The sequence below is a fragment of the Burkholderiales bacterium genome, assembly GCA_015075645.1.
GTDB lineage: Bacteria > Pseudomonadota > Gammaproteobacteria > Burkholderiales > Casimicrobiaceae > VBCG01.
Window position 1 is genome coordinate 136021 of record JABTUF010000002.1, and the last position, 23432, is coordinate 159452.

The following is a 23432-nucleotide window of genomic DNA, read 5'->3' on the forward strand; positions in this document are numbered from 1 at the left end:
GCCTCCCCCACCCCGGCCCGTCCGGTCACTTCGATGGTGGGGAGCGCTCGCGGCTGCGGTACTGCTCGTGCCCGTTCTGTCGCTGATCGGGGCCGACATTGCCTTGCAGCGACAGCAGACGCAAGCCCGGGCTGAGCGCGAGATGCTGCGGTTCGCGCAATACTTGGCGGCGGAAGTCGATGCGCAGGTGCGCGACCACGCCCGGGTGGTGGGCATGCTCGCCTCACGGGTCGAGTTCCGGCGTTCAGGAGGCGCGTCCTGCGATACCACGCTCGACACGCTGCGGCAGTTCCGGCCGGAGATCGCGTCCATTGCACTTATCGGGCTGGACGGACGCATGTCGTGCCCGGCGCGGGACGCCTATCCGCCGGCGACCTACGAGGATCGCACCTGGTTCCAGGCGATCGCGCGAGGCGAGGCGTCCTTCCGGGACCGGCCCCAGCGCGACCTTGACTCCGGGCGGATCGTCGTGCCCTTCGCGTTCGCGGTGACTGCGCATAGCGGCGCACTGATGGCGGTGCTGGTGAGCAGTATCGACCTCGACCGCCTTCCGCTGGTCGGTCCCACCGTGCCCGAGCTGCCCGGCGGCCTCCTGCTCATGCTCGTCGATCGCCAGGGCCAGATCGTCCCGCATGCCCGCGGCGCGGCGGGCGCGACAACGAACGTGGGCGACGAGGTGCTGGGGAACCTCGCGCGGGGTCGTTCCGGCTGGCGTGGCCCGAGCGCGGTCGCCGCCGATTCGATCGTCGGGGCTGCGCCGCTCACGACACTCCCCCTGTACGCGGTGGCGGTCGCGCCCGCGAGCCGGATCTTGACTCCGGATCGGGGTCAGACGGTGCGCTTGATCATGTTCACGGTGCTGCTTCTCGCCGGTACGGCCATCGTGACGCTCATGCTGCACCATCGACTGATGCAGCCGATCCGCGCTCTCGTCCAGGTCGCGGAGGGTGTCGCCGAGGGCAATCTCGGTCTTCGCGTCCCTGAGCGAAGCCGGACTGTCGAGTTCGGGCGGATCGCGGTAGGAATCAACACGATGCTGAAACGGCTCGCGGCGAACCAGGCCGCGCTGGTCGAATCGGAAGGTCGCCTGCGGACGATCCTCGAGGCTGCCGGAGATCCGATCCTGGTGGTCGACCGCCGCAACGTCATCCGCTTCGCGAGCCCCGCCTGCGAAAGCGTGCTGGGCTGGCATCCGGACGAACTCGTCGGGCGCGGACTGTGCACGATCCAGCCCGCGCGACTCGCCTCGACGCACCTCGAGGCCATGTCGCGACACGTGCGCACCGGCACGCGCTCCGTGGACTGGGGCGCCTTCGAGACGGTCGCCCGGCGTCGTGACGGTCGGGAGATCCCGGTCGAAATCGCCTTCGGCGAAATCATGCTCGACGGCGAGCCCGCCTACGCAGGCTTCCTCCGGGACATCAGCACGCGCCGGGACCACGAGCGACTGCTGCGCGAGACCGAGGCCGCGCGACTGCAGCTGCTCGACGCGGCACCGGCGATGATCTGGACGAGCGACGCGCAGGGGCACACGGTGTACGCCAGCCCGCGGATGCTGGAGTACCTCGGAACGACGCTCGAGGAGGTGAGCGGCTGCGGCTGGCTCGATTTCGTGCATCCGGCGGACCGCGTTCGCGTGCGCGAGTTGGTCGAGTCGCGCCGCAATGCGCCCGTCGAGTTCACGACCGAATACCGGCTCCGACGCGCGGACGGTGCCTACCGATGGTGCCTCGATCAGGGAGGGCCGCGTCTGGGTTCCGGAGGCGAGATCGAGGGCTCGATCGGTTGTTGCGTCGACATCCACTCGCGCATCGAGACCGAGCGGCGACTGCGGCGCAGAACGGCGATCCACGAGGTTCTGTCCGACGTCAACCTCGCGATCGCCGGCGAGTTGGACGCCGACGATCTCATGCAGCACGTCTGCGACTCGATCGTCGCGTTCGGAGGCATGTACGCCGCATGGATCCACGCGCTCGACGCGACGGGGACGACGCTCGAGCCAGCCGCCCGTGCCTGCTTCACCCAATCCCTCGACGGGCTCCGGGCAGTGTCGGTCGCCGACGTCGATGCCTCCGTGGGGAAGCCGATCCTGCGGGCGTTCCGGACCGGTGGTCCCCAGGTCGTCGACCGACGTCCCGACGAAGCCGCGACGCCGGAAGAGCGGGAGGACCTGCCGCGCGGCGCGCAGTCGTCGTGCCTGCTGCCGCTCTGCCGCGACGGCGTCACGATCGGTGTGCTGACCGTCGCGTCGACCGATGCCGAAGGGTTCGATGCGGAACTGGTCGATCTGATGGAACTCATCGCGGCCGACGTGTCGTTCGGGCTCACGTCGATCGCAGAGCGGATGCGGAGGTCCGAAGCCGAAGACGACCTGCGCGCGCTCGCCGTGACGCTCGAGGAGCGGATCATCGAGCGCACGCGCTCGCTCGAGGTGGCCAACCGCGAGCTCGAGGCGTTCAGCTACTCGGTGTCGCACGACTTGCGCGCGCCGCTCCGGGCAATCAGGGGCTTCACGGAACTCGTGCTCGAAGGAGCCGGCCCGTCGATGGACGCGACGCATCGCGGATACCTCGATCGCGTCCTGGCGGCCTCGCGCCGGATGTCGTCGCTGATCGACGACCTGCTCGACCTGTCGCGCGTCACGCGCGCGGAGATCCGCCGCCGACCCGTCGACGTGACCGCGCTGGCGCGCGAGATCCTGGCGGAACTCGTCGCCGGCGCTCCCGAGCGGCGGGTCGAGACCGACGTCGCGCCGGGGCTCGTGGTCGACGCGGATCCGGGGCTCACCCGCACGGTGCTCGTCAACCTCCTCGGCAACGCGTGGAAGTTCACCGCGCGGGCCGACCGCGTGCGGATCGAAGTCCGCGCGACCGAACTCGACGGGCAGCGGGCGATCTGCGTGCGCGACAACGGAGCCGGATTCGACGTCGCCCATGCCCACAAGCTGTTCGCGCCGTTCCAGCGGCTCCATTCCGAACGCGAGTTCGAGGGCTCCGGGATCGGCCTCGCGCTGGTGCACCGCATCGTCTCTCGCCACGGCGGGCGAGTGGTCGCCCATGGGGCCCCCGGACTCGGTGCGACGTTCGTCGTGAGCTTCGGCGATTGCGTCGTGGTGTGACGATCAGGCGCCGAGGCGCGCGAGCGACGCGGCGAGCGCGCGTGTCATCGTGGCGACCACGGCCGGCATCGACAGCAGGAGCGCCGCGAGGCCGCCGATCAACGTCAGGGGGAAGCCAACGGCGAACAGGTTGAGCTGCGGCGCCGTGCGCGCGAGCACGCCCAGGGCGAGATTCACCATGAGGAGCACGCCCAGCACCGGCAACGCGATGCGCAGTCCGACCTCGAACAGGAACGCGCCCTGGGCGAGCACGGTCGCGGCGTCGCCCCAGCCTGGGGGTGATCCGACCGGCCAGCGGGCGAAGCTGTCCGCGAGGGCACCGAGCAGCGCGAGATGACCGTCGGTGGCGAGGAACACCAGCACCAGCACGATGTCGAGGAAGTTGCCGACGATCGGCGCCGGGGCCTGGTTCTGCGGGTCGACGAACGCAGCGAACGACAGGCCCATCTGCAGTCCGATCGCATCGCCGGCGAGCTCGACCGCCGCGAACAGGAGCTGAAGAAAGAAGCCGATCGCGAGACCGATCGCGATCTCGCCGACGATCAGTCCGAGCCCGCCCAACGAGAACAGCGGTACGTCCGGCGCGGGCGGCAGCGTGGGCGCCAGGAGCGCCGCGGTGAGCGCGGCGAGTCCGATGCGCGCGGGACGCGGAACGCTGCGATGGGAGAACAGGGGCGCGCTGGAATAGAGGGCGAGGATGCGCAGGAACGGCAGTACGAGTGCCGCGACGAAGCGCTCGGCGTCTGCCGCGGTGAAGCCCGGCACGACTCAGCTCCCGAGCTGCGGGATGCGCTCGAACAGCCGTTGCGTGTAGTCGACGAGGATCGAGAGCATCCAGGGTCCCGCGACGACGAGCGTTGCGAACATGGCCACGAGTTTCGGTATGAACGACAGCGTCATCTCGTTGATCTGCGTCGCGGCCTGAAGCACCGCGACGACGAGGCCGACGATCAGCGTGACGAAGAGGACCGGCGCGGACACGAGGAACGTGACCCACATCGCCTCCTGAACGAGCGAGAGTACGCTCTGCGAGGTCATGGCGTCTCCGGGGCGAACCGTCGTGCCGTGAACCGGACGCGGGACGTCGCGCCGCGCGGGGACGAGGTGGTTCCCGGACGGGTCACGGGCCGGTCCCGAAGCTCGCGACCAGCGAGCCGACGAGCAGCGTCCATCCATCCACGAGGACGAACAGCATGAGTTTGAAGGGCAGGGAGACGAGGACCGGCGACAGCATCATCATCCCCATCGACATCAGCGCGCTCGCGACGACCAGGTCGATGATCAGGAACGGGATGAAGACCATGAATCCGATCTGGAACGCGGTCTTGAGTTCGCTGGTCACGAAGGCCGGCACGAGCACCCGGAACGGGACAGCGTCGGGCCCGGACGGCGCGGGCACGCGCGCGAGCCGCACGAACAGCGCGAGATCGGCGTCGCGCGTCTGCCGGAGCATGAACGCGCGCAGCGGGGCCTGGGCCTTGTCCAGCGCCTCCGCGCCGGAGAGCTTGCGCTCGGTGTACGGCACATAGGCTTCGGCGTGGATGCGGTCGGCGACCGGGCCCATCACGAAGAGCGTGAGGAACAGCGACAGTCCGATCAGCACCGCGTTGGGCGGCGAACTCTGCGTGCCGAGCGCGTGCCGCAGCAGCGACAGCACGATGACGATGCGCGTGAACGCGGTCGTCATCAGCAGGATCGCCGGCAGGAACGTGAGCGCGGTGAGGACGAGCAGCGTCTGGACCGGCAACGAATAGCTCTGGCCGCCCCCCGCGACCGGGGTGCTGCTGAACATCGGGATCTCGGCGCCCTGCGCGAGTGCGGTTCCCGCCGTGGCGGCCAGCGCGACGGCGGCGACGCGAAGGACGGCGCGCTCTCGCGTCATGGCGCAGTCGGGGCGCGGCGGGGTCGGGCGCGTTCCAGGAACGAGGCGAACGTCGCGCGCGGATCCGGGGTCGGCGGCAGCGCCTGGCGCGGAATGCGGTCCAGCGCGGAGACGCTGCCCGGAGCGACACCGACGACGAGCCAGGTCTCGCCGAGCTCGACGACGATGATGCGCTCGCGCGCGCCGACGTTCTGCGAGGCGATCACCTTGAGCGGGCCCCGGATCGCGCGCGCGCCGCCCAGTCGGCGGACGGCCCACGCGATGGCGGCGATCGACGCGACGACGACGGCGAGCGCGACCAGCATCGTGAGGTACCCCCCCGTGAGCACCGCTGCGTGCGACTGCGCGTGCGCGAGGGTCGGTGCGCAGGCGATGGCCGCGCCGGTTCGGACGCGCGTCATCGCTTGAGTCTGCGCAGCCGCTCCGACGGCGTGACGATGTCGGTGAGCCGGATGCCGAACTTCTCGTTGACCACGACGACTTCGCCCTGGGCGATCAGGCAACCGTTGACCAGCACGTCGAGGGGTGCCCCGGCCAGCCCGTCGAGCTCGACGACCGAACCCTGCGCGAGCTGCAGGATGTGGCGGATCGGGATGCGCGCGCGGCCGAGCTCGACCGAGAGCTGCACCGGGATGTCGAGGATCAGGTCGATGTCGCCGGTGACGGCTTCGGAGGGCGCGCGCCCGGGAGCGAGCGTTCCGAACGTCGCGGGCCTGATCTCCGGGCCGGCGTCGGGTTCGGCGATGGCAGCGCCCGCGGGAGCAGGGGAGGGGGTGGTCTCGGCCATGGGGTCCTTCCGTCGCGCGTCGAGGGTTCAGGCGGCCTTGTCCTGTTCGGAGGACAGCAACTTCTCGACGCGCAGCGCCACCTGACCGGCGTGCGTGCCGTAGCTGCATTCGAGGATCGGCACGCCGTCGACATGCGCGAGCACGCGTCGCGGCAGGTCGAGGTCGAGCACATCGCCGGCCCTGACGTTCATCAGTTGCTTGAGCGTGATCGATCGTGTGGCGAGCGTCGCGGCGATTTCGACTTCGGCGAGCTGCATCTGGTGCGCGACCCTTCGGCCCCAGGCACGATCGGGCTCGACCCGGTCCGCCGGCTCCGACGATTCCAGTCGGTCGCGCACCGTCTCGAGCGCCGAGTAGGGCAGACAGAGATGGAACACGCCGCCCCCGCTGCCGAGTTCGACGGTGAACGTCGAGACGACGACGACGTCGGCAGGGGCGCAGATCGCGGCGAACTGGACGTGCGTCTCGCTGCGCCGGTAGGAGAGTTCGAGCGCCATCAGCGGCTTCCAGGCGTCCTGGTAGTCCGCGACGACGAGGTCGAGGAGCCTGCGCACGATGCGCTTCTCGGTCGCGGTGGGCTCGCGACCCTCGGGTCGCGCGTTGAAGCGCCCGCTGCCGCCGAACATCGTGTCGACGACCAGCGAGACGAGCGCCGGGTCGAAGACGACGAGTGCGCTGCCGCGCAGCGGCTCGAGGTCGAGCAGGTTGAGGCTCGCCGGCATCGCGAGCTCTTTCAGGAACTCGCCGAACTTCGCGACCTTCAACGGACCGCCCGTGATCTCGGGGTCGCGTCGCAGGAACCTGGCGAGCGCGGGCTTGAGGTTCTGCGCGAAGCGGTCGTTGCACAGTTCGAGCGCCGGCATGCGACCGCGCACGACGCGCTCCTGTGTCGCGAGATCGTAGGGTCGGACGGCCGGAGGCGCCGCAGTCGCGACCTGGGACCCGCCGCTTGCGTCGACGCCTTCGAGCAGCGCGTCCACTTCGTCCTGGGTCAGGAGCTCGCCGGCCATCGTGGAAGCCTCACTGGATGACGAAGGCGCCGAGGAGCGCCTGCTGGACGCCGCGGTCGGGGTTCTCGCCGGGCAACGACTCGCGCGCCGCGGCGAGCAGTTCGCCGACGAGTTTCGTCTTGCCTTCCGGCACGTTGAGCTCGCTCGGGCGCTTCGACGCGAGCAGGGTGAGCACGCGATCCCGCAGGACCGGCATGTAGACCCTGAGTAGCTCGGTCGCCTTGTCGTCCGTGACCCGGTAGACGACCTGCAACTGGAGGTAGTGGTCGCCGTTCTCCTCCTGCAGATTGACGGTGAACGGTTCGAGCGTCACGAAGACCGGCGGTTTCGTCGCGCGCTGCTCGTCGACTGTCGCCCGGTCGGCCGTTGCGGCGGGTCGCTGCGACCACCACCACCACCCGCCGCCGCCTGCGCCGGCCGCGAGGACGAGCGACAACACGACCGCGAGCAGCAGTCGCTTGCGGGGGGACTTCTTCGGTGCGCCCGCGGCGGCGGGCGGAGCGGGGGGGGGCGCGGTTTTGGCCATGGCAATCGGCGGAGTCCGGTTTCGAGTGTGGGGAATGCGCCATCGGTCCGATCGGTCGAATACGGGGCGCTATCGGGTGCTGTTCGTCGGTCGGGACGGCGACCGCCCAGGAAGGCGCAGCGAACGGCGACGCAGGCGCGGAGCGCATCGGGGGAAGCGAGACGACATTCCCTTGCCCGGACGCGCCGTCACGCCCGCGTGCGTCACGTGCAGACGGCGCCACGACGCTGCGCTTGCCGTGGGGTTACGCAGCGCTTCCCCTAGACATAGAGGTCGACCAGGCCGCGGCGCGTCTCGAACACCCGGGAGGCCGCAACAGGCGGGTCGTCGGCATCGACGTCGCGCGCCGGGGTCGGCGACGTCGGTCGGTCGTCGCGCGATGTGCGGCCGTCGTGGACGCTCGCGTCGCCGAGCGCGATCCCGGCCTCCTGGAGCGCCGAGCGCAGGTCGGGAAGCGACTCATTCAACGCTGCGCGCGCATCGGGCTGCACTGCGGTCACCACGACCTGCACGTCGCTTCCGTTCACGGCGACCGACAGACCGATCGGCCCGAGTTCCGCCGGATGGACGGCGAGCTCGATCCGATCCCACTTGAGCGCGACGAGCCGTACGACCTGTTCCGCGAGCGCAGGTGCGAAGCCGGGCGAACCGATCGGAGCGGCGATCGAGGCGTTCGCCGAGGTCGCGACCCGGTCGGGGAGCGAAGGCGCCACCGTGGGTACCGCATTCGCGGCGGCGCGCTCCGTCGACGGCGAGACGGGGCGCTCGTCGTTCGCCGCGGTGCTCGACTTCGTCGGGCCGGGGCTCGCGTCGCGCAGCCGGGACTGATCGTGGCCCGAAACCCCAGCTTCGACGGGCACCTCGACGCTCGCCTCCGGCTTCCGTCCGCCGTCGGCGGCGAGCGGCCAGGCGCCGGCAACGACCGCGTCGTCGTGCAGGCGACGCCGCGGTTCGCCGGGTGCCTCGGTCTGCGCCATCGTCGTAGGTGAGCCGACGGCGCGCTCGAATGTCGCCGCGGAAGGGGATGCGGGCGGCGCGGGCAGCGTCGCCGCGCCGTGCGTCAGGGCTTCGCGCCATGCCGCGATCGCTTGCCAGGGATCGACGCCTGCGGCGGTGGCAGAGTCGACGCGCTCATGCAGGTGGCGGTCGCGTCCGGGCCGATCGGCTGCGCGATCGTCGCACCCGGCCCGGTCGACGACACGGGCGCCGGACTCGAATCGCTCAACCGGGCGGTCATCGCCGCCGAACAGCCGGCCGGCGTGATCGTCACGCCCGGAGCGAACACCTGCGCATTCGCCGCGCACAGGCGGGGCGCGATCGGACGGCGGCACCACGGGCGAATCGTCGCGAGACGAGCGCGCCGCATCGATCTCGCCCAGCGCGATCTCGAGAGCCGCATCGAACAGGGCGGCGACCAGCGGGTCGGCAGGAACGTCCTGCGATCCGGCGAGCGGGGCGTGGCCGCGGACGGACTCCGTGGCTGCGCCGGGGGCGGCGGACATCATCATCGGCTCTCCCTGGAGAGGGCGGGCGCGACCGCCCGCGGGGTGCTCGCGTACGCGTCCTGCTCCTTCTGCTCCTGTCGACGTTCACGCGTCGCGTGCGCCGCTCGGGCGCGCTTGCCGAGCGTGTCGAAGGACTGCACTTCGCGCTGCTGGCCCTGCCAGGCGCCACGCGCGGATTCGACCGAGGACTGCGCTGCGGCGGTCTGCGACTCCTGCTGCGTGATCGCCTGATCGAGCTGGGCGAGGAAGCGGTGGAAATTCCGCAGTCTCCCTGCGTCGATGCCGGCAAGGGTGGCGCGATTGAGTCGCGCTTCGTACTCGCTTCGGTAGTCGAGCAGCATCGCGAGACGCGACTTCGCGCCGTCGCGGCGCGCGGTCGCGTCCGCGAGCGTGCGGCCGATAGCGTCGCGACGGTTCTCGGCCAGGTCCTTGAGGCGCTGCCAGGGGCGGGAAGGTGCAGTCATGGGGTGTCGGGCTCGAAGAGCGCTTCGAGCCCGTGGATCGCTTCGGCGATCCCCACACGCTCGGCCATGTCCTGTTGCAGGAATCGTTCCAGTCCGGCGTGGAGCGCGATCGCCTCGTCGAGCACGGGGTCGGCCCCCGAGGTGTAGGCGCCGACGTTGATCAGGTCGCGATTGCGCTCGTAGCGCGCGGCCAGACGCTTGAACCGGCGGACCCGGGCGAGGTGCGAAGCAGCGACGAGCTGGTGCATCGCCCGGCTGATCGACTGCTCGATGTCGATCGCCGGATAGTGACCCTGTTCGGCCAGCGAACGCGACAGCACGATGTGGCCATCGAGGATCGCGCGCGCCGCGTCCGCGATCGGATCCTGCGGGTCGTCGCCTTCGGTCAGCACCGTGTAGAACGCCGTGATCGAGCCCCCGCCTTCGCGACCATTGCCGGCACGCTCGACCAGTTGCGGCAGGCGCGCGAACACGCTCGGCGGGTAGCCCTTGGTCGCCGGCGGTTCCCCGACCGCCAGCGCGATCTCGCGCTGGGCCATCGCGAAGCGCGTGAGCGAATCCATGATCAGCAGCACGTCCTCGCCCTGGTCGCGGAACTGCTCGGCGATCGTCGTCGCGTATGCGGCGCCCTGGAGGCGCATCAGCGCCGGAGTGTCGGCCGGTGCCGCGACGACGACGGCGCGCGCGAGACCCTCGGGGCCGAGGATGTGCTCGATGAACTCCTTGACCTCCCTGCCGCGCTCGCCGATCAGACCGACGACGATCACGTCCGCGGAGGTGTAGCGCGCCATCATGCCGAGCAGCACGCTCTTGCCGACGCCGCTCCCGGCGAACAGACCGAGCCGCTGTCCGCGCCCGACCGTGAGCAGCGCATTGATCGCGCGAACGCCGACGTCGAGCGTGTCGACGATCGGAGCGCGCGCGATCGGGTTGATCGGGCGCGCGGCAATCGAGCGCATCTCGGCATCGACGATCGGACCCCGGCCGTCGAGGGGATGGCCGGCGCCGTCGACCACGCGCCCGAGCAACGCCGCGCCGACCGGCAACCGCTTCGCGTGGTCGGTCGACCGCCGCGCCGGCACCGGCGTCACGCCCAACCGCGGTCGGAGCGGGCGGGGAGCGACCGCACGGACCGTGGCGCCGGGCGCGATGCCCGCGATGTCGCCGGTCGGCATCAGGAACAGACGATCCCCGGAGAAGCCCACGACTTCCGCTTCGATGCTTCCGCCTCCGCGCAGCGCGATCGAACACGCGGTCCCGAGCGGAAGCTTCAGCCCGACCGATTCGAGGACGAGTCCCGCCACGCGTGTGAGCTTGCCGCGCGCCTCGATCGCCGGCGTCGCGTGGACCTGCGCCCGGCAATGGCGCAGGAACTCGGCGCAGCGCTCGCCGAAGTCAGGCGAAGTCGAGCCAGTCATCGTGTCGCCCGAGGCCGGCGAGCACCTGCCGCCAGCGGGTCGTGAGGGTCGCGTCGACCTCGGCCTGCTCGGCGTCGAGTCGGACGCCTCCGGGCGCGATGGCGGTGTCGGCGACCAGGTCGATCGTCCGGTCGGCGTGCCGGTCGGCGAGGTGGGCCCGCACCAGCTCGACGTCATCGGGGTGGAGCGCGATCTGCACCTGTCGCGACGCCTGCGGCAGGGCGCGGAGGGCCTCGGTGACCACCGGCAACACGACTTCGCGGCGTACCGACAGGACCTCGCCGACGAGGTGCCGCGCGACGGCGATCGCGAAGTCGAGAACTTCGTCGGCGAGGCGCTGGGCATGCTCTGCGGCCTGGCCGGAGAGCGACGCGCCGAGCATCGCGAAGCGATCCCGCTCGGCGCCCGCGGCGGCGAGGCCGCTGCGGTAGCCCGCGGCATGGCCGGCTTCGACGGCGGCGGACCGCGCCCGCTCCAGCGCGGCCTGCTGGGCCAGGGGATCGGGCTCGGCACGCTCGTCGAGCGCCGCGAGCTCCCAGCGCTGCCACGCGGAAAGTTCAGACGAACTGGTCGTCACCCTTGCCTCCGAGCACGATCGTGCCCTCCTCGGCCATGCGGCGGACGATCTTCAGGATCTCCTTCTGCTCGGCCTCGACTTCGGAGACGCGCACCGGACCCTTCGCTTCGAGATCGTCGCGCAGCATCTCGGCCGCTCGCTGGGACATGTTCTTGAAGATCTTCTCGCGGAGCTCCTCGTTCGCGCCCTTGAGGGCGACGATGAGCGACTCGGACTGGATCTCGCGCAGCAGGGCCTGGATGCCCCGGTCGTCGACCTCGAGCAGGTTCTCGAACACGAACATCTCGTCGAGGATCTTCTGGGCGAGTTCGGCGTCCACCTCCCGCATCGCGTCGACGACGGAGGTCTCGACCGCGCTGCCGAGGAAATTCAGGATTTCGGCGGCTGTCCGGACGCCGCCCGGGGCGGAGTGCCTGCGCACCTCGGTGCCGGAGAGCAACTTGGCTAGGACGTCGTTCAATTCCGACATCGCGCTGGGCTGGATCGCGTCCAGCGTCGCGATCCGCAGCACGACATCGTTGCGCGTACGCTCCGGGAACCGCGTGAGGATCGCGGAGGCCTGATCGCGCTCGAGGTGAACGAGGATCGATGCGATGACCTGCGGATGCTCGTGGCGGATCAGATCGGCGACCGCCGGCGCGTCCATCCACCGGAGACTCTCGATCCCCTTGGCGTCGCCGCCCTGCAGGATGCGGTCGAGCAGGAACGACGCCTTGTCGTCGCCGAGGGCGCGTGTGAGCACGTTGCGGATGTATCCGTCTGCGTCGAGGCCGAGCGAGGTCTGGGTCGAGGCCTCCTGATGGAACGACGACAGCACGTTCTCGATGCGCTCGCGCGTCACGCCGGCGAGCTTCGCCATCGCCTGGCCGATCTTCTGCACCTCCCTCGGGCCGAGGTATCGAAACACCTGCGCGGCTTCCTCCTCCCCGAGGGACATGAGGAGGATCGCGCTGTCGGCGACACCGGCGTCACTCATGCTTGGCCACCCAGGTGCGAACGACGTTGGCGACGATCTTGGGATCGTCGCGGGCGAGCTGGCGCGCGCGTACCAGCGGATCGACCGGGGGTGCCGCTGCCGCGGCCGCCGGAAGGGCGTCCTGGGCCACCATCCCCTCGGGGACCGCCTCGAGGGGAGCGGTCGCGCGACGGAGCATCGGACGGCCGACGCCGAACCACAGCCACGCGAGCAGGAGCGCGTAGGCGCCGTAGCGCGCGGCGTCCTTCGCCATCGCGATCGTGCCGGCCGATTTCCACCACGGCGTCTCGACCAGCGGGGCGGTTTCGGGTTCGCTGAACGGGGCATTGGCGATGGACAGGGAGTCGCCGCGCTCCTGCGAGAATCCCATCGCTTCACGGACCAGGGCCCGGATCTGGTCCATCTCCTTCTCGGAGAGCGCCTGCGGCGCGGCGCGCGTCTCGGGCTTGCCGTCCGCCGCGCCCGCCGCCGGCGCGCGACGATAGTTGACGACGACGGCGGCGGACAGGCGGCGCAGCCCGGCGCCGCCGTTGCGCGTGTGCTGGATCGTCTTGTCGACCTCGAAGGCGGTCGACGCGTCCTTGCGCGTGGCGACCTGGGCGGCGACGCCGGCCGGATTGCCCGCGACCGGCGCTGCCGCTGCGGGGCGCCCGTCGAGCGGCGCCTGCGCGTTGACCGGCGGCTGGTTCGACAGCGCACCGGGCACGCCCTGCGCAGCGCCGCCGGCGCCGGCGGGCGTCGCCGATTCCGCGATCTGCGAGCTGCGGACCGCGGCGCTGGCGGGGTCGTGGTTGGGTTTGAACGTCTCGGCCACCGACTCGACACGCCGGAAGTCGACGTCCGCGGTGATCTGCGCCCGGACGTTGCCGCGCCCGACCACGGGTTCGAGGATGTCCACGATGCGCTGGATCGTCGCGTGCTCGAGCTGCTTCACGTAGGCGAGTTGCGAAGGGTCGAGCCCGCTGCCGTCGTCTTCACGGCGGCGCGACAGCAACGCGCCGTTCTGGTCGAGCACGCTGACGCGCTCGACCGACAGCTCGGGCACGCTGCTCGCGACGAGATGGACGATGCCGCTCACCTGCGCGCGATCCAGAGTACGGCCGGGATGCAGCGTCACCAGCACCGACGCGGACGGTTGCGTCGTCTCGCGCGCGAACACCGACGGTTTCGGGATCGCGAGATGGACGCGCGCTCCGGCGACCGAGTCGAGCGACTGGATCGAGCGCGCGAGCTCGCCTTCGAGCCCGCGCTGGAAGTTGATCTGCTCCTGGAACTGCGTCGCGCCGAACTTCTGGCCGTCGACCAGTTCGAAACCGACGATGCTGCCCTTGGGCAGGCCCTGCGAGGCGAGCTTGAGTCGCGTGTCGTGGACGAGTTCTCCGGGCACCAGGATCGCTCCGCCCCCCTCGGTGATCCGGTACGGCACGCCGAGCGTCCCGAGCGCCGCGACGACGGCGCCGCCGTCGCGGTCCGACAGGCTGCTGTAGAGAACGCGGTAGTCGGGCGTGCGGGCCCAGATCCAGCCGCCGATCGCGACGGCGACGATCGCGGCGATGCCGACCATGAAGGCCAGCAGGCGCGACGGATTCACCGTGGCGATGCGTCGCAGATCGATGACCGGCCGCTCGACGCCGGCGAGGCGGGCGGGAGCGGCGGAGGAAGAGGCGGCGACGGCGGGCGTGTCCACGGCTGAGATCGAGGCGGGTCCTGGGGTCGTGGCGCCGATTGTCCAAGCCGCAGAACGCGCGGCATCGGCCGAGCACCGCGCGGAAACGCCCGCTGTTCCGCGTCTTGCGGCCGCTCGTGTGGGTCCAGACTGCGTGGCGTCCGCCGTCGCGCCCGGCCTCTGCCGGGGGCGCATCCGGCGGCAGGAGCCACCATGGCCATCGACACCTCAGCCATCGATGCGGTGCTCGCCCGGATCCACGCCGCGCGGGAAGCGACGGCCGGCGGACTGGGCACGATCGTCGCGCCGGCGAAGGCCGCCTCGCGCGGCGCCAGCGGGGTCGATTTCGGCACGCTCGTGCGCGATGCGATCCGCGGCGCCGACCAGGCCCAGAAGGACGCCGCTGCGCTGGGGGTGCGCTTTCAGCGCGGCGATCCGGCGGTGGGGCTCGAGGACACGATGATCGCCGTGCAAAAGGCGAACCTGTCGCTCCAGCAGATCGTCCAGGTGCGCAACCGCGTCGTGGCGGCCTACCACGACATCATGAACATGCCGATCTGATCCTCGCCTCAGGTGCGCATGCGGCGGTCGCGCTCGACGCGGGCGATGAAGCGTCGGATCGTCGCAGCGTCGCGTTCGGGGATCCCGAGGAACCTGACGCCGTAGCGCATCGCCCCGTCGTTCCGGGAGGCGACGTGGATCACTTCGACACCGACGGAGATCGGAGGCAATTCGGGGAGCAGGAGGCGACAGCGCTCGTGGCGCGCGCCCGCCGCGGCCGCCGGATCCGTGCGCGAGGCGCCGACGCACGCGCCGGTCTCCGAGATGTCGTGGAGCACCAGGGAGGTGGACGCGGGACCGGCCTGCGCGAATGCCTCGACCACGAGCGTGGCGCGCAGCGACGCGGGCACCTTGAGCCGGTACGAGTCGCGACGCTGGATCCGGAACACGAACTCGGGGATCGCCACGCGGAACGCGGCTTCGCCGTCGAACACCGTCGGCGCCGGCGGGCCGGAGGCGAAGCGCACCCGGACCTGGTCGAGCGAGGTCTCGAAGAGCACGCGGCTCGCGGCCATCAGGCGGTCGGCGATGCGTCCGGTGCCGCCCCAGTCGAGCACGAGTTCCCCGGTATCGACCTCGACCGACAGGATCGTCGTGACGATCTGGGCGTCGCCGCCTCCCGAGGCGGCGACGAGCGCGTGCTTCGCCATCAGGTCCCGCAGGATCGACGCGATCTCCGAGCGCGAACCGATCCGGAAGCGGCCGTCCGTCAGTCCGTCGCAGGCGTCGTCGGGCGCGAGGTTCATGCAGGTCCCCCGTCGCCCGCACGGTCCGCGTCGATGCGATGCACCCACGCCAGGACTTCGGCCACCGCAGCGTAGAGCACGGGTGGAATGCGCTGGTCGAGGTCGACCCGCATCAGGAACGCGACCAGGTCGGCGGACGCATGCACCGCGATGCCCGCCTCGCGCGCGCGCGCGAGGATGGCCTCGGCGATCACGCCTCGGCCCCGCGCGACGAGGACCGGCGCGGCGTCGTTGACGGAGTAGCGCAGCGCGACGGCCTGCGGCGTCGGATCAGCCATGATCGTCGGCGACCATGAGACTGGTCGTTGCGGGCTCGTGCGCGGCGAGCGCTTCGCGCAGGCGCGGCAGCGCCCGGGCGAGGTCGTGCCGCACCCGGTGCGCCTCCGCGGCGAACGCGATCGACAACGCGCCGGCCCGCAGCGCGAACGTCGCAACGATCGTGCCGAGGGCCGGCGTGACGACCGTGAGTCTCGTGCGCCACGAATCGTCGCGCTCGACCTCGCCTGCCGCCCGGTGGCGGGGGTCGACGATCTCGAGGTCGACGGCTTGTCCGGCCCAGGCCTCGAACGAGAGACGAAGCACTCCCGCGTCGAGCAGAGCGAGTTGCGTTGCCGAGCGTACGTCGGGCGGCGTCGTGGCGACTCGCCCGCGGGCCTCGCCCTCGAGCTCGTCCAGACGGCGCTCGCCGGCGACCCACTGGGCCTGGTGGGCTTCGTAGAACAATCCGCTGCGTTCGACGGCACGGGCGATCGACGCCGCGAGCTGGCGGACCCCGGAGGCGTCGGGCGCGCGGGAGACGAGGGGTGCGTCGATGCGCACGGTCGCCGCGCCGGGTGGAGCGGACGAATCCATGGCGGCCAGCGCCGCGAGTGCCCGCGCGGCCTCCGACAGGGAGAGCGAGGCGCTCCCGGGGCCCGCGACCGGCCGAACCGTCGAGAGCGCCGCGGCGGTCGGCGCGCGGCTTCCGGGCGATCCGGCCGGCGCGTCGGGCTTCGGGTGAACGACGGGTTCGATCGCAGCGGGGACGCTCGCCGCACCCTGTTCGCCTGCCCGCCGTACGGCGGCGGGCGGCGCTACGGGGCCGGCAGCCGGCCGCGTCGCACTTCGATCGCGGGCCCTGGGCAACGGCTCGGGAGGCGGAACCGGAAGCATCGGCAACTCGCGTGGAGGTCCCGCCGCCGCCGGAGCATGCGACGGCCGACGTCTGTCATCGTTTCGCGCGCGGTGGCGCCGAAAACGGCTCGCGCCGCAGCCAGGGGTCGATCGAAGGATCCAGCGGATCGAGGGCCTCGCCGATCCGTTCCTCCTGCGCGAGGATGCGTGCGAGCAGCCGCAGGCGCGCGGACTGCCACCCGGCACCGGCGTGCGCGAGGTCCTCTTCGCGGACCGGGGGCAGCCGGTCGATCGCGATCCGCGCGTTCGAAAGCGCGGCATCGTAGGCCTCCCAATCGCGCACCTCGGCGGCGTCGGCCATCGCTTCGGCGAGCACCTCGATCCGGCGATAGCCGTCGAGCAGCCGTTCGTCGTCGAGGGCCGTCATGCGGCACGCCCCACCGGCTCGACGCGGTCGGCCACGGCCTGCCAGGCCTCGCGAATGTCCGAGAGGAGCGCATGCACCTCGGCGAGCCGGCCCGCATCGTTCCCGGCGCCCGCTTCGAGGAGGCGCTGCGTCGAGTATGCGTACAACGCGTCGAGTTGCGCGGCGATCTCGCCGCCACGCGCCCGGTCGAGGGCGGGGCGAAGCCCGCTCTCCACGATCGCGATCGCCTTCGAAATCGCGCGTCCCTTGTCGGCGATGCGTCCGGCCGCGAGGTGATGCGACGCCAGCGCGATGCTGTCGAGGACACCGTCGTAAAGCATCAACACGAGGCGGTGTGGACTCGCCGCCGCGACACCGGTCTCGACACCGATGCGCGCGTAGGCCTGGGCTGCGTGCGGAGGAACCATGGGGAGGGAGATCTCGCGTGGGGTGTCCATCCCCTTATCGGCCGCGCAGGGCCCTGCTTGAGCCCGTCGAGCGCTGCGCTCCGGGAACGCCCGGAGCGGTCGGATGATCACGACGACGGACCGATCTTCGGCAGGTTGGCGAGCTGCTGCTCGAGATAGCTGCTGGTCGTGTTGAGCGTGGCGATCGTCGCGTCGAGCGCGTTGAACTGCCGGCGATAGGCGGCCTCGACCTGCTCGAGGCGGCGATCGATCGCGCTCTTCTGCTTCGCGAGGTCGGAGAGGCTCCGCTCGAGGCCGTCGGTCCGCGCGTCGAGGAGACCGTCGCTTTCGAGCAGGTCGGTCAAGAGCGTGCCGAGTCGCGCGCCGGCACCGAGCGTGACTTCGACGTTCCCGCGCGGGCCGGTCGTCGCACCGTCGATGAGGAGGCGCAGGCCCGCGGCGGGACTGCCCGCCGGTGCGGTCAAGAGGTTGCCGATGCCGTACGCCGCGACACCGCCGATCGTGCCGGCGACGTCCGAACCGGACGTCGAAACCGGACTCCCGCCCACCAGGGCGGCGACCGCGGTGCCGGACAGCGTGAGGGTCGATACGGCGCCGACGGTCGTCGATTCGAACTTCAGCACGCCGCCGCTCGATCCGACGCGCACACGCGCTGCGCTCCCGGCCTGCGCCAGTGCCCCGTTGAGCTTCGAGGCGACGTCGGCGGCGAGCGTCGCGGCGCTCGCGTAGGACGCCGCGAGCGTGACGCCGACCGACTTCCCGTCGACGGTAGCGGTGAGCGCGTCGTCGACTCCGGCCGTGTACGCGAGCGCCGCTGCGGCGCCGCCTTCGACGCTCGCCGAGCGGGCGAGGGTGGTGACGTCGACCGAGTAGGTTCCTGCAGCCGTCGCGCTGCCGAGGCCCGAAACCGACACCCGCGCGTCGCTCGCCTTGCCGAGCGCCGCGAACATCGATTCGACCGACGACGCGTCGCTCGCCAGGAGGGCGTCGAGCTTCGCCGGGTCGAACGCGAGCCTGCCGTCGCGCTGGGACGTGATCCCGGCGTCGGCGAGCGACTTGCCGGGCACGAGCTGCGCCGCCGCGGACAGAAGGCCGCGGAGTTGCGTCTGCACCGAGCGGGCGGTCGAGTCGCCGGTGAGCGTCGAGGCCTTGCGCGCGGTCGCGTCGTACCTGGTCAGGGCGTCGAGCAGTGTCGCGGCGTCGTTGTAGGCCTTGACGAACGTCTGCATCGCGACCGCGGCGGCCTGCCCGTTGCGGCCGATGACGAGCGTCGCCGGCGTGCCGTCGGTCTCGCCTGCGAGATTCAGCGTGACCCCGGCGATGGCGGAGCCGACCGTGTTCGACGACGACGTGATCGCGATGCCGTCGACGCTGAACGCCGCGTCCTGGGCGACCGCCTTCTGCTCGAGGTTCTTGCCCGCGCCGGGCGTGCCCGCGGGGTCCCAGGCGAGCCGCGAAAGGCCCGCCGCGTCGCCGTTCGCGGCGTCGTCGTCCGCGACCCCGATGCGCATGCTTCTCGCAGCGCCCGACGCGTCCGACGTGAACACGAGACGCTTGCCGGTCGCGCTGCCGTCGTCGACGATCGTCGCGGTGACGCCGATCTTCGCGGCATTGACCGCGTCGCGGACGCCGGAGAGCGAGTCCTGTCCGGCGGCGATCGTGACCGTGCGCGCCGCGAGCGAGGCGTCGGGCGTGAACGTCGTGCCCGACGTGGTCCCGAATTCGAAGGTGAGCGTGCCGGTGCCGACCACATCGGTGGCCGCGGCGAATCCGGAGGACGCCAGCTTCTGGGCGCGCGCGAGCGCCGAAACCTCGATGTCGTAGCGGCCTGCGACCGCACCATCGCCGGTCGATGCGGTGAACACCGCGGGATCGGAGACCTGCGCGAGCGTCGAGCGAAACGGAGCGACCGACGATACGGAGGCGGCCGCGGTCTGGAGCGCGGCGAGCGCGCTCTTGATCTGGCCGTACGCCGAGATGCGCTCCTTCGTGGCGCTCTCGCGCGTGGCGAGCGTCTGGAGCGGCCTGCGCTCGACCGCCATGAGCTTCTCGACGATCGCGTTGATGTCGAGACCCGACGCGAGGCCGGGCGAGGCGAGGCTGCTGGTCGTGGCCATGGATTCTCGTGTCGGGCGATGGGAACCGGTCGCGTCGGTGGCGCCGCGACGGAGGGTCCGAGGGTTCGCGCGCGCCGTGGGGTTGAGAGGAGCTAGCTTCGGTCCTCGATCAGCGCGCCCCGCGTGCGTTCGAGCGCGCGCGCGATCGCGAGCATCTCGTCGCTCGGGATCTGCCGGATCACCCGATGGTCCTCGCGGTCCACCAAGCGCACGATGACGCGATGGGACTCGCCGTCGAACTCGAACTCGAGTCCCGGGGCCAGTTCGACCAGCAGGCGATTCGCGTGGGAGACCGCTGCCGCCAACGCTTCCGCCGTCGGCGCTGCGGCCACCCGGCGCGCGTCGCCGCCGCTTTCCGGCGCCGTGGACGTGGCGGGCGCGGATGCGCCGACCCCGGCCATCGCCTGGGCGAGGGCCGGGGGCAGCGCGTCGAGCGAGTTCATCCGCATGTCGACGACTCCCTTCGGGCTCTTCGCGGAGCCCCTCGAACCCCGGCCGGCTCGGCCGGCCGGGGCCGCCCGCGGACTAGCCGCGCAGCAGCGTCAACACGTTGTTGGGCAGCGCGTTCGCCTGGGCGAGCATCGCCGTGCCGGCCTGCTGCAGGATCTGCGCGCGGGTCAGGTTGGCGGTCTCGGCGGCGAAGTCGGCGTCCTGGATGCGGCTGCGCGACGCCGACAGGTTCTCGGCCGCCGTCTGCAGCGAAGACACCACCGACGAGAAACGGTTCTGCGTCGCGCCCAGGGTCGCACGGGTGGTCGCGACCGTGGCCAGAGCGGCGTCCATCGCGGTGATCGCGCTGTCCGCGCCGGCGACCGACGAGATGTCGAGCGCGGCGAAGCCGGTCACGGTCGAGGCGGTCGTCGTCGCTGCGGTGAGGCCGGTCGTCGCCGTCGTCGCCGTGCCCGCGAGGCCGATCACGATGTTCGGCGTGGCCGGAACCGAGCCCGAGTTCGTCAGCACGACCTGCGTCGGCGCGGACGAGAGGATCGTCGCGTAGACGCCGGTCTGGCTCGAGTACGCGTTGACCGCCGCCGCGACGCTCGACGCCCGGTTCGCGGCGTTGGTGTCCGCGGCGATGGCGCCCACCGAGACCGTGTTGATCGTGAGGTCGCCGGCGGTGATCGCGGTGAACGCCGAGGCGGCCGCGCCGGTGACCTGGGCGATCGACGAGGAGCCGAGGTTCGCGGACTGCGCGTTGGTGATCGCGGAGATCGTGATCGTCTCGCCGACGTTCGCGCCGACCTGGAACGCCTGGTTGGTGAACGTGCCGTCGAGAAGCTTCACGCCGTTGAACGCGCTCTGCGTCGCGACCCGGTCGATCTCGTTCTTGAGCTGCTGCGCCTCGGTGTTCAGCGCGGCGCGATCGGTCGCGCTGTTGGTGGCGTTGCGCGACTGGACCGCCAGTTCGCGGATGCGCTGCAGGTTGCTCGAGATCTCGCCGAGCGCGCCTTCCGCGGTCTGGGCGAGCGAGATGCCGTCGTTCGCGTTGCGGGCGGCGACGTTGAGACCGTTGATCTGCGCGGTGAAGCGCTGCGAGATCGCGAGACCGGCGGCGTCGTCCTTCGCGCTGTTGATGCGCAGGCCCGACGAGAGGCGCTGCAACGAGACGGCGAGGCTGTTCTGCGACTGCTGCAGATTCCGCTGCGCGTTCAGCGACGCGATGTTGGTGTTGATGATCTGAGGCATTGTCGTATCTCCTGTGAGAGTGACCGGCCGAGGCCGATGGGGACGATGGGTGCCTCTCGGTGAGGGCTCGAACACCGCCGTCAGGGGGCTTATCGGACCGCGCCGCCGGGAACTTGAGGACGCCCCCGCCCGCCCGGCTCGGGGAAGCGCGTCGGCGACCGTTCGAACGCTACGCGCGGCGCAAGGACGCCGATCGTGGAAGGAGGGCCTGAACTCCGGCGTTGTTCGCCCTGCGCGAGGGGCCCGCGGTCCGATGGGCCGCCGCACCGGGCGGCGCTCGCGTGGGGCCGCGGAGCGGGGCGGTGGAACGCGGGACGCCGGCAGGTTGTAGACGACGTCCGGTACCGCGCAGCCACCAACACCCGGCGGCACTTTCCTTCGTCGCGTCACCGACTTGGACTCGACTCCTGCCTTGGCGTCGAGGTCCTGATCCGGCGGGTTGAGGCAGGAGCTGACGCGGCACGGCACATCTATGCCAATAGCATATCGCGTCGGTCCGGGGCCGACATGCCTGAGCGCGGGGCGGGCAGCGGCGCCCATCGACGCCTCCTGATACCGGCGCGGCGGAGAAGGTCCGAAGATGCCTACCGTCCACCGACGCCGCGAGGCCCGATCATGCTCGATACCGAACTCCTCGACGAGATCCGCGAAGCGAACCTCGCCTATCTGCTGCTCGCCCAGCGCCTGCTGCGCCAGGACCGCGCCGAAGCGCTCTACCGGCTCGGCGTGAGCGACGAGGTCGCCGACCTCCTCGCGCAGCTCTCGACCGCCCAACTCCTGCGCATCGCGACGTCGAGCCAGCTCATGTGCCGCTTCCGCTGCGACGACCGGCTGGTCTGGGATCTGCTCGTCAAGCACGCGAAGGACAAGGGCGTGCGCGGCGTGCACGCCGCGATCCTGATGAACTCCGCGCTGGCGCAGGCCGCCTGACTTCGGGGAGACCCATCATGCGACTGCAGAGCGTCGTCGACGATGCGCGCGAGGTGCAGCAGGCCACGGCGCTGATCCGGCTCGGGGCGCGGCTCCAGGTCCTCGAAGCCGAGACGAGACTGTCGCGCGAGCGGCTGCTGAAGCTCTACAAGGAGATCGTCGGACGCTCGCCGCCGAAAGGGATGCTCCCGTTCTCGACCGACTGGTTCGTGACCTGGATGCCCAACATCCACGCATCGCTCCTGTGCAATCTCCACCTCAGGCTGGGCGCCGGGGCGAAGGGTTCGCGCGCCGACCGGCTGGTCAGATCCTATCGGCTCTATCTCGAGCAATGCGTGACGCTCGAACTCGAACCGGCGCTGTCGATCACGCGGGCTTGGCGCCTCGTCAAGTTCGTCGAGGCCGGCATGCTGAAGCTCGCGCCGTGCACCCGCTGCGGCGGCCATTTCGTCGTGCGCGAAGGCGACCTCACCCGGCACTACGTCTGCGGACTGTGCAACGTGCCGGCACGCGCGGGCCGGACCCGCGCCGCGCGGCTGGCGGAAGCCGCCTGAGCCTCAAGATTCTCCGCGCGGCGCCGACAACACCACCGTGCCGGCCGCTCGTTCCCTTCGGAGCGTGAATCCTGTCGGCGACCTCGGCGGTGGAGCGCGCGCATGCTGGTGCTGGTCGGATACGTCGTCGTCGTCGGTTCGGTGCTCGGGGGCTTCGCGCTCTCGGGCGGCCACCTGGGCGCCATCTACCAGCCGCTCGAGCTCCTGATCATCGGCGGCGCCGCGTTCGGCGCGTTCATCGTCGGCAACTCGCCGAAGACGGTCAAGGCGACGCTCCTCGCCGTTCCGTCCTGCCTCAAGGGGACGCGCTACGGCAAGGCGCTGTCGATGGAGCTGATGAGCCTGCTCTACGACCTGCTGAACAAGGTGCGCAAGGAGGGCCTGATGTCGATCGAGCGCGATATCGAGGCGCCCGCCGAGAGCGCGCTGTTCCAGAAGTATCCGAAGGTCGCCGCCGACCACCACATCGTCGAGTTCCTGACCGACTACCTGCGGTTGATGGTGAGCGGGAACATGAACGCGTTCGAGATCGAAACGCTGATGGAGCACGAGATCGAGACCCACCATCACGAGGCCGAGGTGCCGGCGCACGCGGTGCAGAAGATCGCCGACGGCCTGCCGGCGTTCGGTATCGTCGCCGCGGTGATGGGCGTCGTGCACACGATGGAGTCGGTCGGCCTGCCGCCCGCCGAGCTGGGCAAGCTCATCGCCTCCGCGCTCGTCGGCACTTTCCTCGGCATCCTGCTCTCCTACGGCATCGTCGGCCCGCTGTCGGGCCTGCTCGAGAACAAGGCGCGGGAGTCGACCAAGATCCTCCACTGCATCAAGGCGACGCTGCTCGCGCAGCTCAACGGCTACGCGCCCGCGATCGCGATCGAGTTCGGACGCAAGGTGCTCTACTCGAGCGAGCGACCGAGCTTCGCCGAGCTCGAGGGCCACGTGAAGGGCGCGAGGACCTGAG

General features: G+C 71.0%; 27 protein-coding genes. 5 read left to right on the plus strand and 22 right to left on the minus strand.

Annotated elements, in window-relative coordinates:
* Window positions 1–25: 25 nt before the first annotated feature.
* Window positions 26–199, minus strand: coding sequence for a hypothetical protein (locus HS109_04055; protein ID MBE7521541.1), 174 nt, complete (start codon window positions 197–199; stop codon window positions 26–28).
* Here HS109_04055 and HS109_04060 point away from each other — a divergent pair.
* The gene (locus HS109_04060) at window positions 188–3118 is read left to right on the plus strand and encodes a PAS domain S-box protein (protein ID MBE7521542.1); all 2931 of its coding nucleotides are present in this window, start codon (window positions 188–190) and stop codon (window positions 3116–3118) included. The two genes, HS109_04055 and HS109_04060, sit on opposite strands and share 12 nt — an antisense overlap.
* Before the next feature lie 3 nt (window positions 3119–3121).
* On the opposite strand, the gene fliR is transcribed toward HS109_04060, so the two are convergent.
* The 13 genes from fliR to fliF all read right to left on the minus strand — a co-directional run bounded on the left by fliR (window position 3122) and on the right by fliF (window position 14125).
* A complete protein-coding gene (gene fliR / locus HS109_04065) occupies window positions 3122–3883 on the minus strand; it encodes a flagellar biosynthetic protein FliR (GenBank protein MBE7521543.1) in 762 nt (253 codons plus the stop codon).
* A 3-nt stretch (window positions 3884–3886) separates the two neighbouring features.
* Window positions 3887–4156, minus strand: a complete 270-nt coding sequence (fliQ, locus tag HS109_04070; protein MBE7521544.1) for a flagellar biosynthesis protein FliQ — start codon at window positions 4154–4156, stop codon at window positions 3887–3889.
* Between the two features lie 82 nt (window positions 4157–4238).
* Window positions 4239–5000 carry a flagellar type III secretion system pore protein FliP gene (gene fliP, locus HS109_04075; GenBank protein MBE7521545.1) on the minus strand — a complete coding sequence of 254 codons (762 nt, stop codon included), beginning with the start codon at window positions 4998–5000 and terminating at the stop codon, window positions 4239–4241.
* A complete protein-coding gene (gene fliO, locus HS109_04080) occupies window positions 4997–5401 on the minus strand; it encodes a flagellar biosynthetic protein FliO (protein ID MBE7521546.1) in 405 nt (134 codons plus the stop codon). The genes fliP and fliO overlap by 4 nt, the downstream gene beginning before the upstream one ends.
* Window positions 5398–5787: a flagellar motor switch protein FliN gene (gene fliN / locus HS109_04085; protein MBE7521547.1), complete on the minus strand. Its 390-nt coding sequence runs from the start codon at window positions 5785–5787 to the stop codon at window positions 5398–5400. The genes fliO and fliN overlap by 4 nt, the downstream gene beginning before the upstream one ends.
* 27 nt (window positions 5788–5814) lie before the next feature.
* Window positions 5815–6798 carry a flagellar motor switch protein FliM gene (fliM, locus tag HS109_04090; protein ID MBE7521548.1) on the minus strand — a complete coding sequence of 328 codons (984 nt, stop codon included), beginning with the start codon at window positions 6796–6798 and terminating at the stop codon, window positions 5815–5817.
* A gap of 10 nt (window positions 6799–6808) precedes the next feature.
* A complete protein-coding gene (fliL, locus tag HS109_04095; protein MBE7521549.1) occupies window positions 6809–7324 on the minus strand; it encodes a flagellar basal body-associated protein FliL in 516 nt (171 codons plus the stop codon).
* Window positions 7325–7584: 260 nt separating this feature from the next.
* The gene (locus HS109_04100; protein ID MBE7521550.1) at window positions 7585–8829 is read right to left on the minus strand and encodes a flagellar hook-length control protein FliK; all 1245 of its coding nucleotides are present in this window, start codon (window positions 8827–8829) and stop codon (window positions 7585–7587) included.
* Window positions 8829–9293 (minus strand): flagellar export protein FliJ, encoded by a 465-nt coding sequence (gene fliJ, locus HS109_04105; protein ID MBE7521551.1) that lies wholly within the window; start codon window positions 9291–9293, stop codon window positions 8829–8831. The genes HS109_04100 and fliJ overlap by 1 nt, the downstream gene beginning before the upstream one ends.
* Window positions 9290–10711 (minus strand): flagellar protein export ATPase FliI, encoded by a 1422-nt coding sequence (gene fliI / locus HS109_04110; GenBank protein MBE7521552.1) that lies wholly within the window; start codon window positions 10709–10711, stop codon window positions 9290–9292. Before fliI ends, fliJ begins: the two co-directional genes overlap by 4 nt.
* Window positions 10689–11288, minus strand: coding sequence for a hypothetical protein (locus tag HS109_04115; protein MBE7521553.1), 600 nt, complete (start codon window positions 11286–11288; stop codon window positions 10689–10691). Before HS109_04115 ends, fliI begins: the two co-directional genes overlap by 23 nt.
* On the minus strand, window positions 11269–12264 hold the full coding sequence (fliG, locus tag HS109_04120; protein ID MBE7521554.1) for a flagellar motor switch protein FliG: 996 nt from the start codon (window positions 12262–12264) through the stop codon (window positions 11269–11271). Before fliG ends, HS109_04115 begins: the two co-directional genes overlap by 20 nt.
* Complete coding sequence (fliF, locus tag HS109_04125) at window positions 12257–14125, minus strand: flagellar M-ring protein FliF (GenBank protein ID MBE7521555.1); 1869 nt, start codon at window positions 14123–14125, stop codon at window positions 12257–12259. The genes fliG and fliF overlap by 8 nt, the downstream gene beginning before the upstream one ends.
* 18 nt (window positions 14126–14143) lie before the next feature.
* Here fliF and fliE point away from each other — a divergent pair, with 18 nt between their 5' ends.
* Window positions 14144–14491 carry a flagellar hook-basal body complex protein FliE gene (gene fliE, locus HS109_04130; protein ID MBE7521556.1) on the plus strand — a complete coding sequence of 116 codons (348 nt, stop codon included), beginning with the start codon at window positions 14144–14146 and terminating at the stop codon, window positions 14489–14491.
* An 8-nt stretch (window positions 14492–14499) separates the two neighbouring features.
* Here fliE and HS109_04135 read toward each other — a convergent pair whose 3' ends face one another.
* From HS109_04135 to HS109_04170, 8 genes are all read right to left on the minus strand, one after another.
* Window positions 14500–15237 carry a flagellar brake protein gene (locus HS109_04135; protein MBE7521557.1) on the minus strand — a complete coding sequence of 246 codons (738 nt, stop codon included), beginning with the start codon at window positions 15235–15237 and terminating at the stop codon, window positions 14500–14502.
* Window positions 15234–15515 (minus strand): EscU/YscU/HrcU family type III secretion system export apparatus switch protein, encoded by a 282-nt coding sequence (locus HS109_04140; protein MBE7521558.1) that lies wholly within the window; start codon window positions 15513–15515, stop codon window positions 15234–15236. Before HS109_04140 ends, HS109_04135 begins: the two co-directional genes overlap by 4 nt.
* Window positions 15508–16089, minus strand: coding sequence for a flagellar hook-length control protein FliK (locus HS109_04145; GenBank protein MBE7521559.1), 582 nt, complete (start codon window positions 16087–16089; stop codon window positions 15508–15510). The genes HS109_04140 and HS109_04145 overlap by 8 nt, the downstream gene beginning before the upstream one ends.
* 355 nt (window positions 16090–16444) lie before the next feature.
* A complete protein-coding gene (locus HS109_04150) occupies window positions 16445–16777 on the minus strand; it encodes a hypothetical protein (GenBank protein MBE7521560.1) in 333 nt (110 codons plus the stop codon).
* Window positions 16774–17184 (minus strand): flagellar export chaperone FliS, encoded by a 411-nt coding sequence (gene fliS / locus HS109_04155; protein MBE7521561.1) that lies wholly within the window; start codon window positions 17182–17184, stop codon window positions 16774–16776. Before fliS ends, HS109_04150 begins: the two co-directional genes overlap by 4 nt.
* Before the next feature lie 107 nt (window positions 17185–17291).
* Complete coding sequence (fliD, locus tag HS109_04160; protein MBE7521562.1) at window positions 17292–19301, minus strand: flagellar filament capping protein FliD; 2010 nt, start codon at window positions 19299–19301, stop codon at window positions 17292–17294.
* A 92-nt stretch (window positions 19302–19393) separates the two neighbouring features.
* A complete protein-coding gene (locus HS109_04165; protein MBE7521563.1) occupies window positions 19394–19750 on the minus strand; it encodes a flagellar protein FlaG in 357 nt (118 codons plus the stop codon).
* Window positions 19751–19826: 76 nt separating this feature from the next.
* The gene (locus HS109_04170; protein ID MBE7521564.1) at window positions 19827–20987 is read right to left on the minus strand and encodes a flagellin; all 1161 of its coding nucleotides are present in this window, start codon (window positions 20985–20987) and stop codon (window positions 19827–19829) included.
* 615 nt (window positions 20988–21602) lie between these two features.
* Here HS109_04170 and flhD point away from each other — a divergent pair.
* The 3 genes from flhD to motA all read left to right on the plus strand — a co-directional run bounded on the left by flhD (window position 21603) and on the right by motA (window position 23431).
* A complete protein-coding gene (gene flhD, locus HS109_04175) occupies window positions 21603–21917 on the plus strand; it encodes a flagellar transcriptional regulator FlhD (protein MBE7521565.1) in 315 nt (104 codons plus the stop codon).
* 17 nt (window positions 21918–21934) lie between these two features.
* Window positions 21935–22471 carry a flagellar transcriptional regulator FlhC gene (gene flhC, locus HS109_04180; protein MBE7521566.1) on the plus strand — a complete coding sequence of 179 codons (537 nt, stop codon included), beginning with the start codon at window positions 21935–21937 and terminating at the stop codon, window positions 22469–22471.
* A gap of 102 nt (window positions 22472–22573) precedes the next feature.
* Window positions 22574–23431 (plus strand): flagellar motor stator protein MotA, encoded by an 858-nt coding sequence (motA, locus tag HS109_04185; protein ID MBE7521567.1) that lies wholly within the window; start codon window positions 22574–22576, stop codon window positions 23429–23431.
* Window position 23432: the final 1 nt, after the last annotated feature.

What these genes read in the sequence shown, in the direction of transcription:
- HS109_04140 (MBE7521558.1), bottom strand. Translation starts at nt 15,515, where the DNA reads ATGGCTGATCCGACGCCGCAGGCCGTCGCGCTGCGCTACTCCGTCAAC.
- fliS (MBE7521561.1), bottom strand. Translation starts at nt 17,184, where the DNA reads ATGGTTCCTCCGCACGCAGCCCAGGCCTACGCGCGCATCGGTGTCGAG.
- HS109_04135 (MBE7521557.1), bottom strand. Translation starts at nt 15,237, where the DNA reads ATGAACCTCGCGCCCGACGACGCCTGCGACGGACTGACGGACGGCCGC.
- HS109_04145 (MBE7521559.1), bottom strand. Translation starts at nt 16,089, where the DNA reads ATGGATTCGTCCGCTCCACCCGGCGCGGCGACCGTGCGCATCGACGCA.
- fliM (MBE7521548.1), bottom strand. Translation starts at nt 6,798, where the DNA reads ATGGCCGGCGAGCTCCTGACCCAGGACGAAGTGGACGCGCTGCTCGAA.
- fliF (MBE7521555.1), bottom strand. Translation starts at nt 14,125, where the DNA reads ATGCGCCCCCGGCAGAGGCCGGGCGCGACGGCGGACGCCACGCAGTCT.
- fliE (MBE7521556.1), top strand. Translation starts at nt 14,144, where the DNA reads ATGGCCATCGACACCTCAGCCATCGATGCGGTGCTCGCCCGGATCCAC.
- fliQ (MBE7521544.1), bottom strand. Translation starts at nt 4,156, where the DNA reads ATGACCTCGCAGAGCGTACTCTCGCTCGTTCAGGAGGCGATGTGGGTC.
- fliD (MBE7521562.1), bottom strand. Translation starts at nt 19,301, where the DNA reads ATGGCCACGACCAGCAGCCTCGCCTCGCCCGGCCTCGCGTCGGGTCTC.
- flhD (MBE7521565.1), top strand. Translation starts at nt 21,603, where the DNA reads ATGCTCGATACCGAACTCCTCGACGAGATCCGCGAAGCGAACCTCGCC.
- fliN (MBE7521547.1), bottom strand. Translation starts at nt 5,787, where the DNA reads ATGGCCGAGACCACCCCCTCCCCTGCTCCCGCGGGCGCTGCCATCGCC.
- fliP (MBE7521545.1), bottom strand. Translation starts at nt 5,000, where the DNA reads ATGACGCGAGAGCGCGCCGTCCTTCGCGTCGCCGCCGTCGCGCTGGCC.
- flhC (MBE7521566.1), top strand. Translation starts at nt 21,935, where the DNA reads ATGCGACTGCAGAGCGTCGTCGACGATGCGCGCGAGGTGCAGCAGGCC.
- fliJ (MBE7521551.1), bottom strand. Translation starts at nt 9,293, where the DNA reads ATGACTGCACCTTCCCGCCCCTGGCAGCGCCTCAAGGACCTGGCCGAG.
- HS109_04165 (MBE7521563.1), bottom strand. Translation starts at nt 19,750, where the DNA reads ATGCGGATGAACTCGCTCGACGCGCTGCCCCCGGCCCTCGCCCAGGCG.
- HS109_04100 (MBE7521550.1), bottom strand. Translation starts at nt 8,829, where the DNA reads ATGATGTCCGCCGCCCCCGGCGCAGCCACGGAGTCCGTCCGCGGCCAC.
- motA (MBE7521567.1), top strand. Translation starts at nt 22,574, where the DNA reads ATGCTGGTGCTGGTCGGATACGTCGTCGTCGTCGGTTCGGTGCTCGGG.
- fliG (MBE7521554.1), bottom strand. Translation starts at nt 12,264, where the DNA reads ATGAGTGACGCCGGTGTCGCCGACAGCGCGATCCTCCTCATGTCCCTC.
- HS109_04170 (MBE7521564.1), bottom strand. Translation starts at nt 20,987, where the DNA reads ATGCCTCAGATCATCAACACCAACATCGCGTCGCTGAACGCGCAGCGG.
- fliL (MBE7521549.1), bottom strand. Translation starts at nt 7,324, where the DNA reads ATGGCCAAAACCGCGCCCCCCCCCGCTCCGCCCGCCGCCGCGGGCGCA.
- HS109_04150 (MBE7521560.1), bottom strand. Translation starts at nt 16,777, where the DNA reads ATGACGGCCCTCGACGACGAACGGCTGCTCGACGGCTATCGCCGGATC.
- fliI (MBE7521552.1), bottom strand. Translation starts at nt 10,711, where the DNA reads ATGACTGGCTCGACTTCGCCTGACTTCGGCGAGCGCTGCGCCGAGTTC.
- fliO (MBE7521546.1), bottom strand. Translation starts at nt 5,401, where the DNA reads ATGACGCGCGTCCGAACCGGCGCGGCCATCGCCTGCGCACCGACCCTC.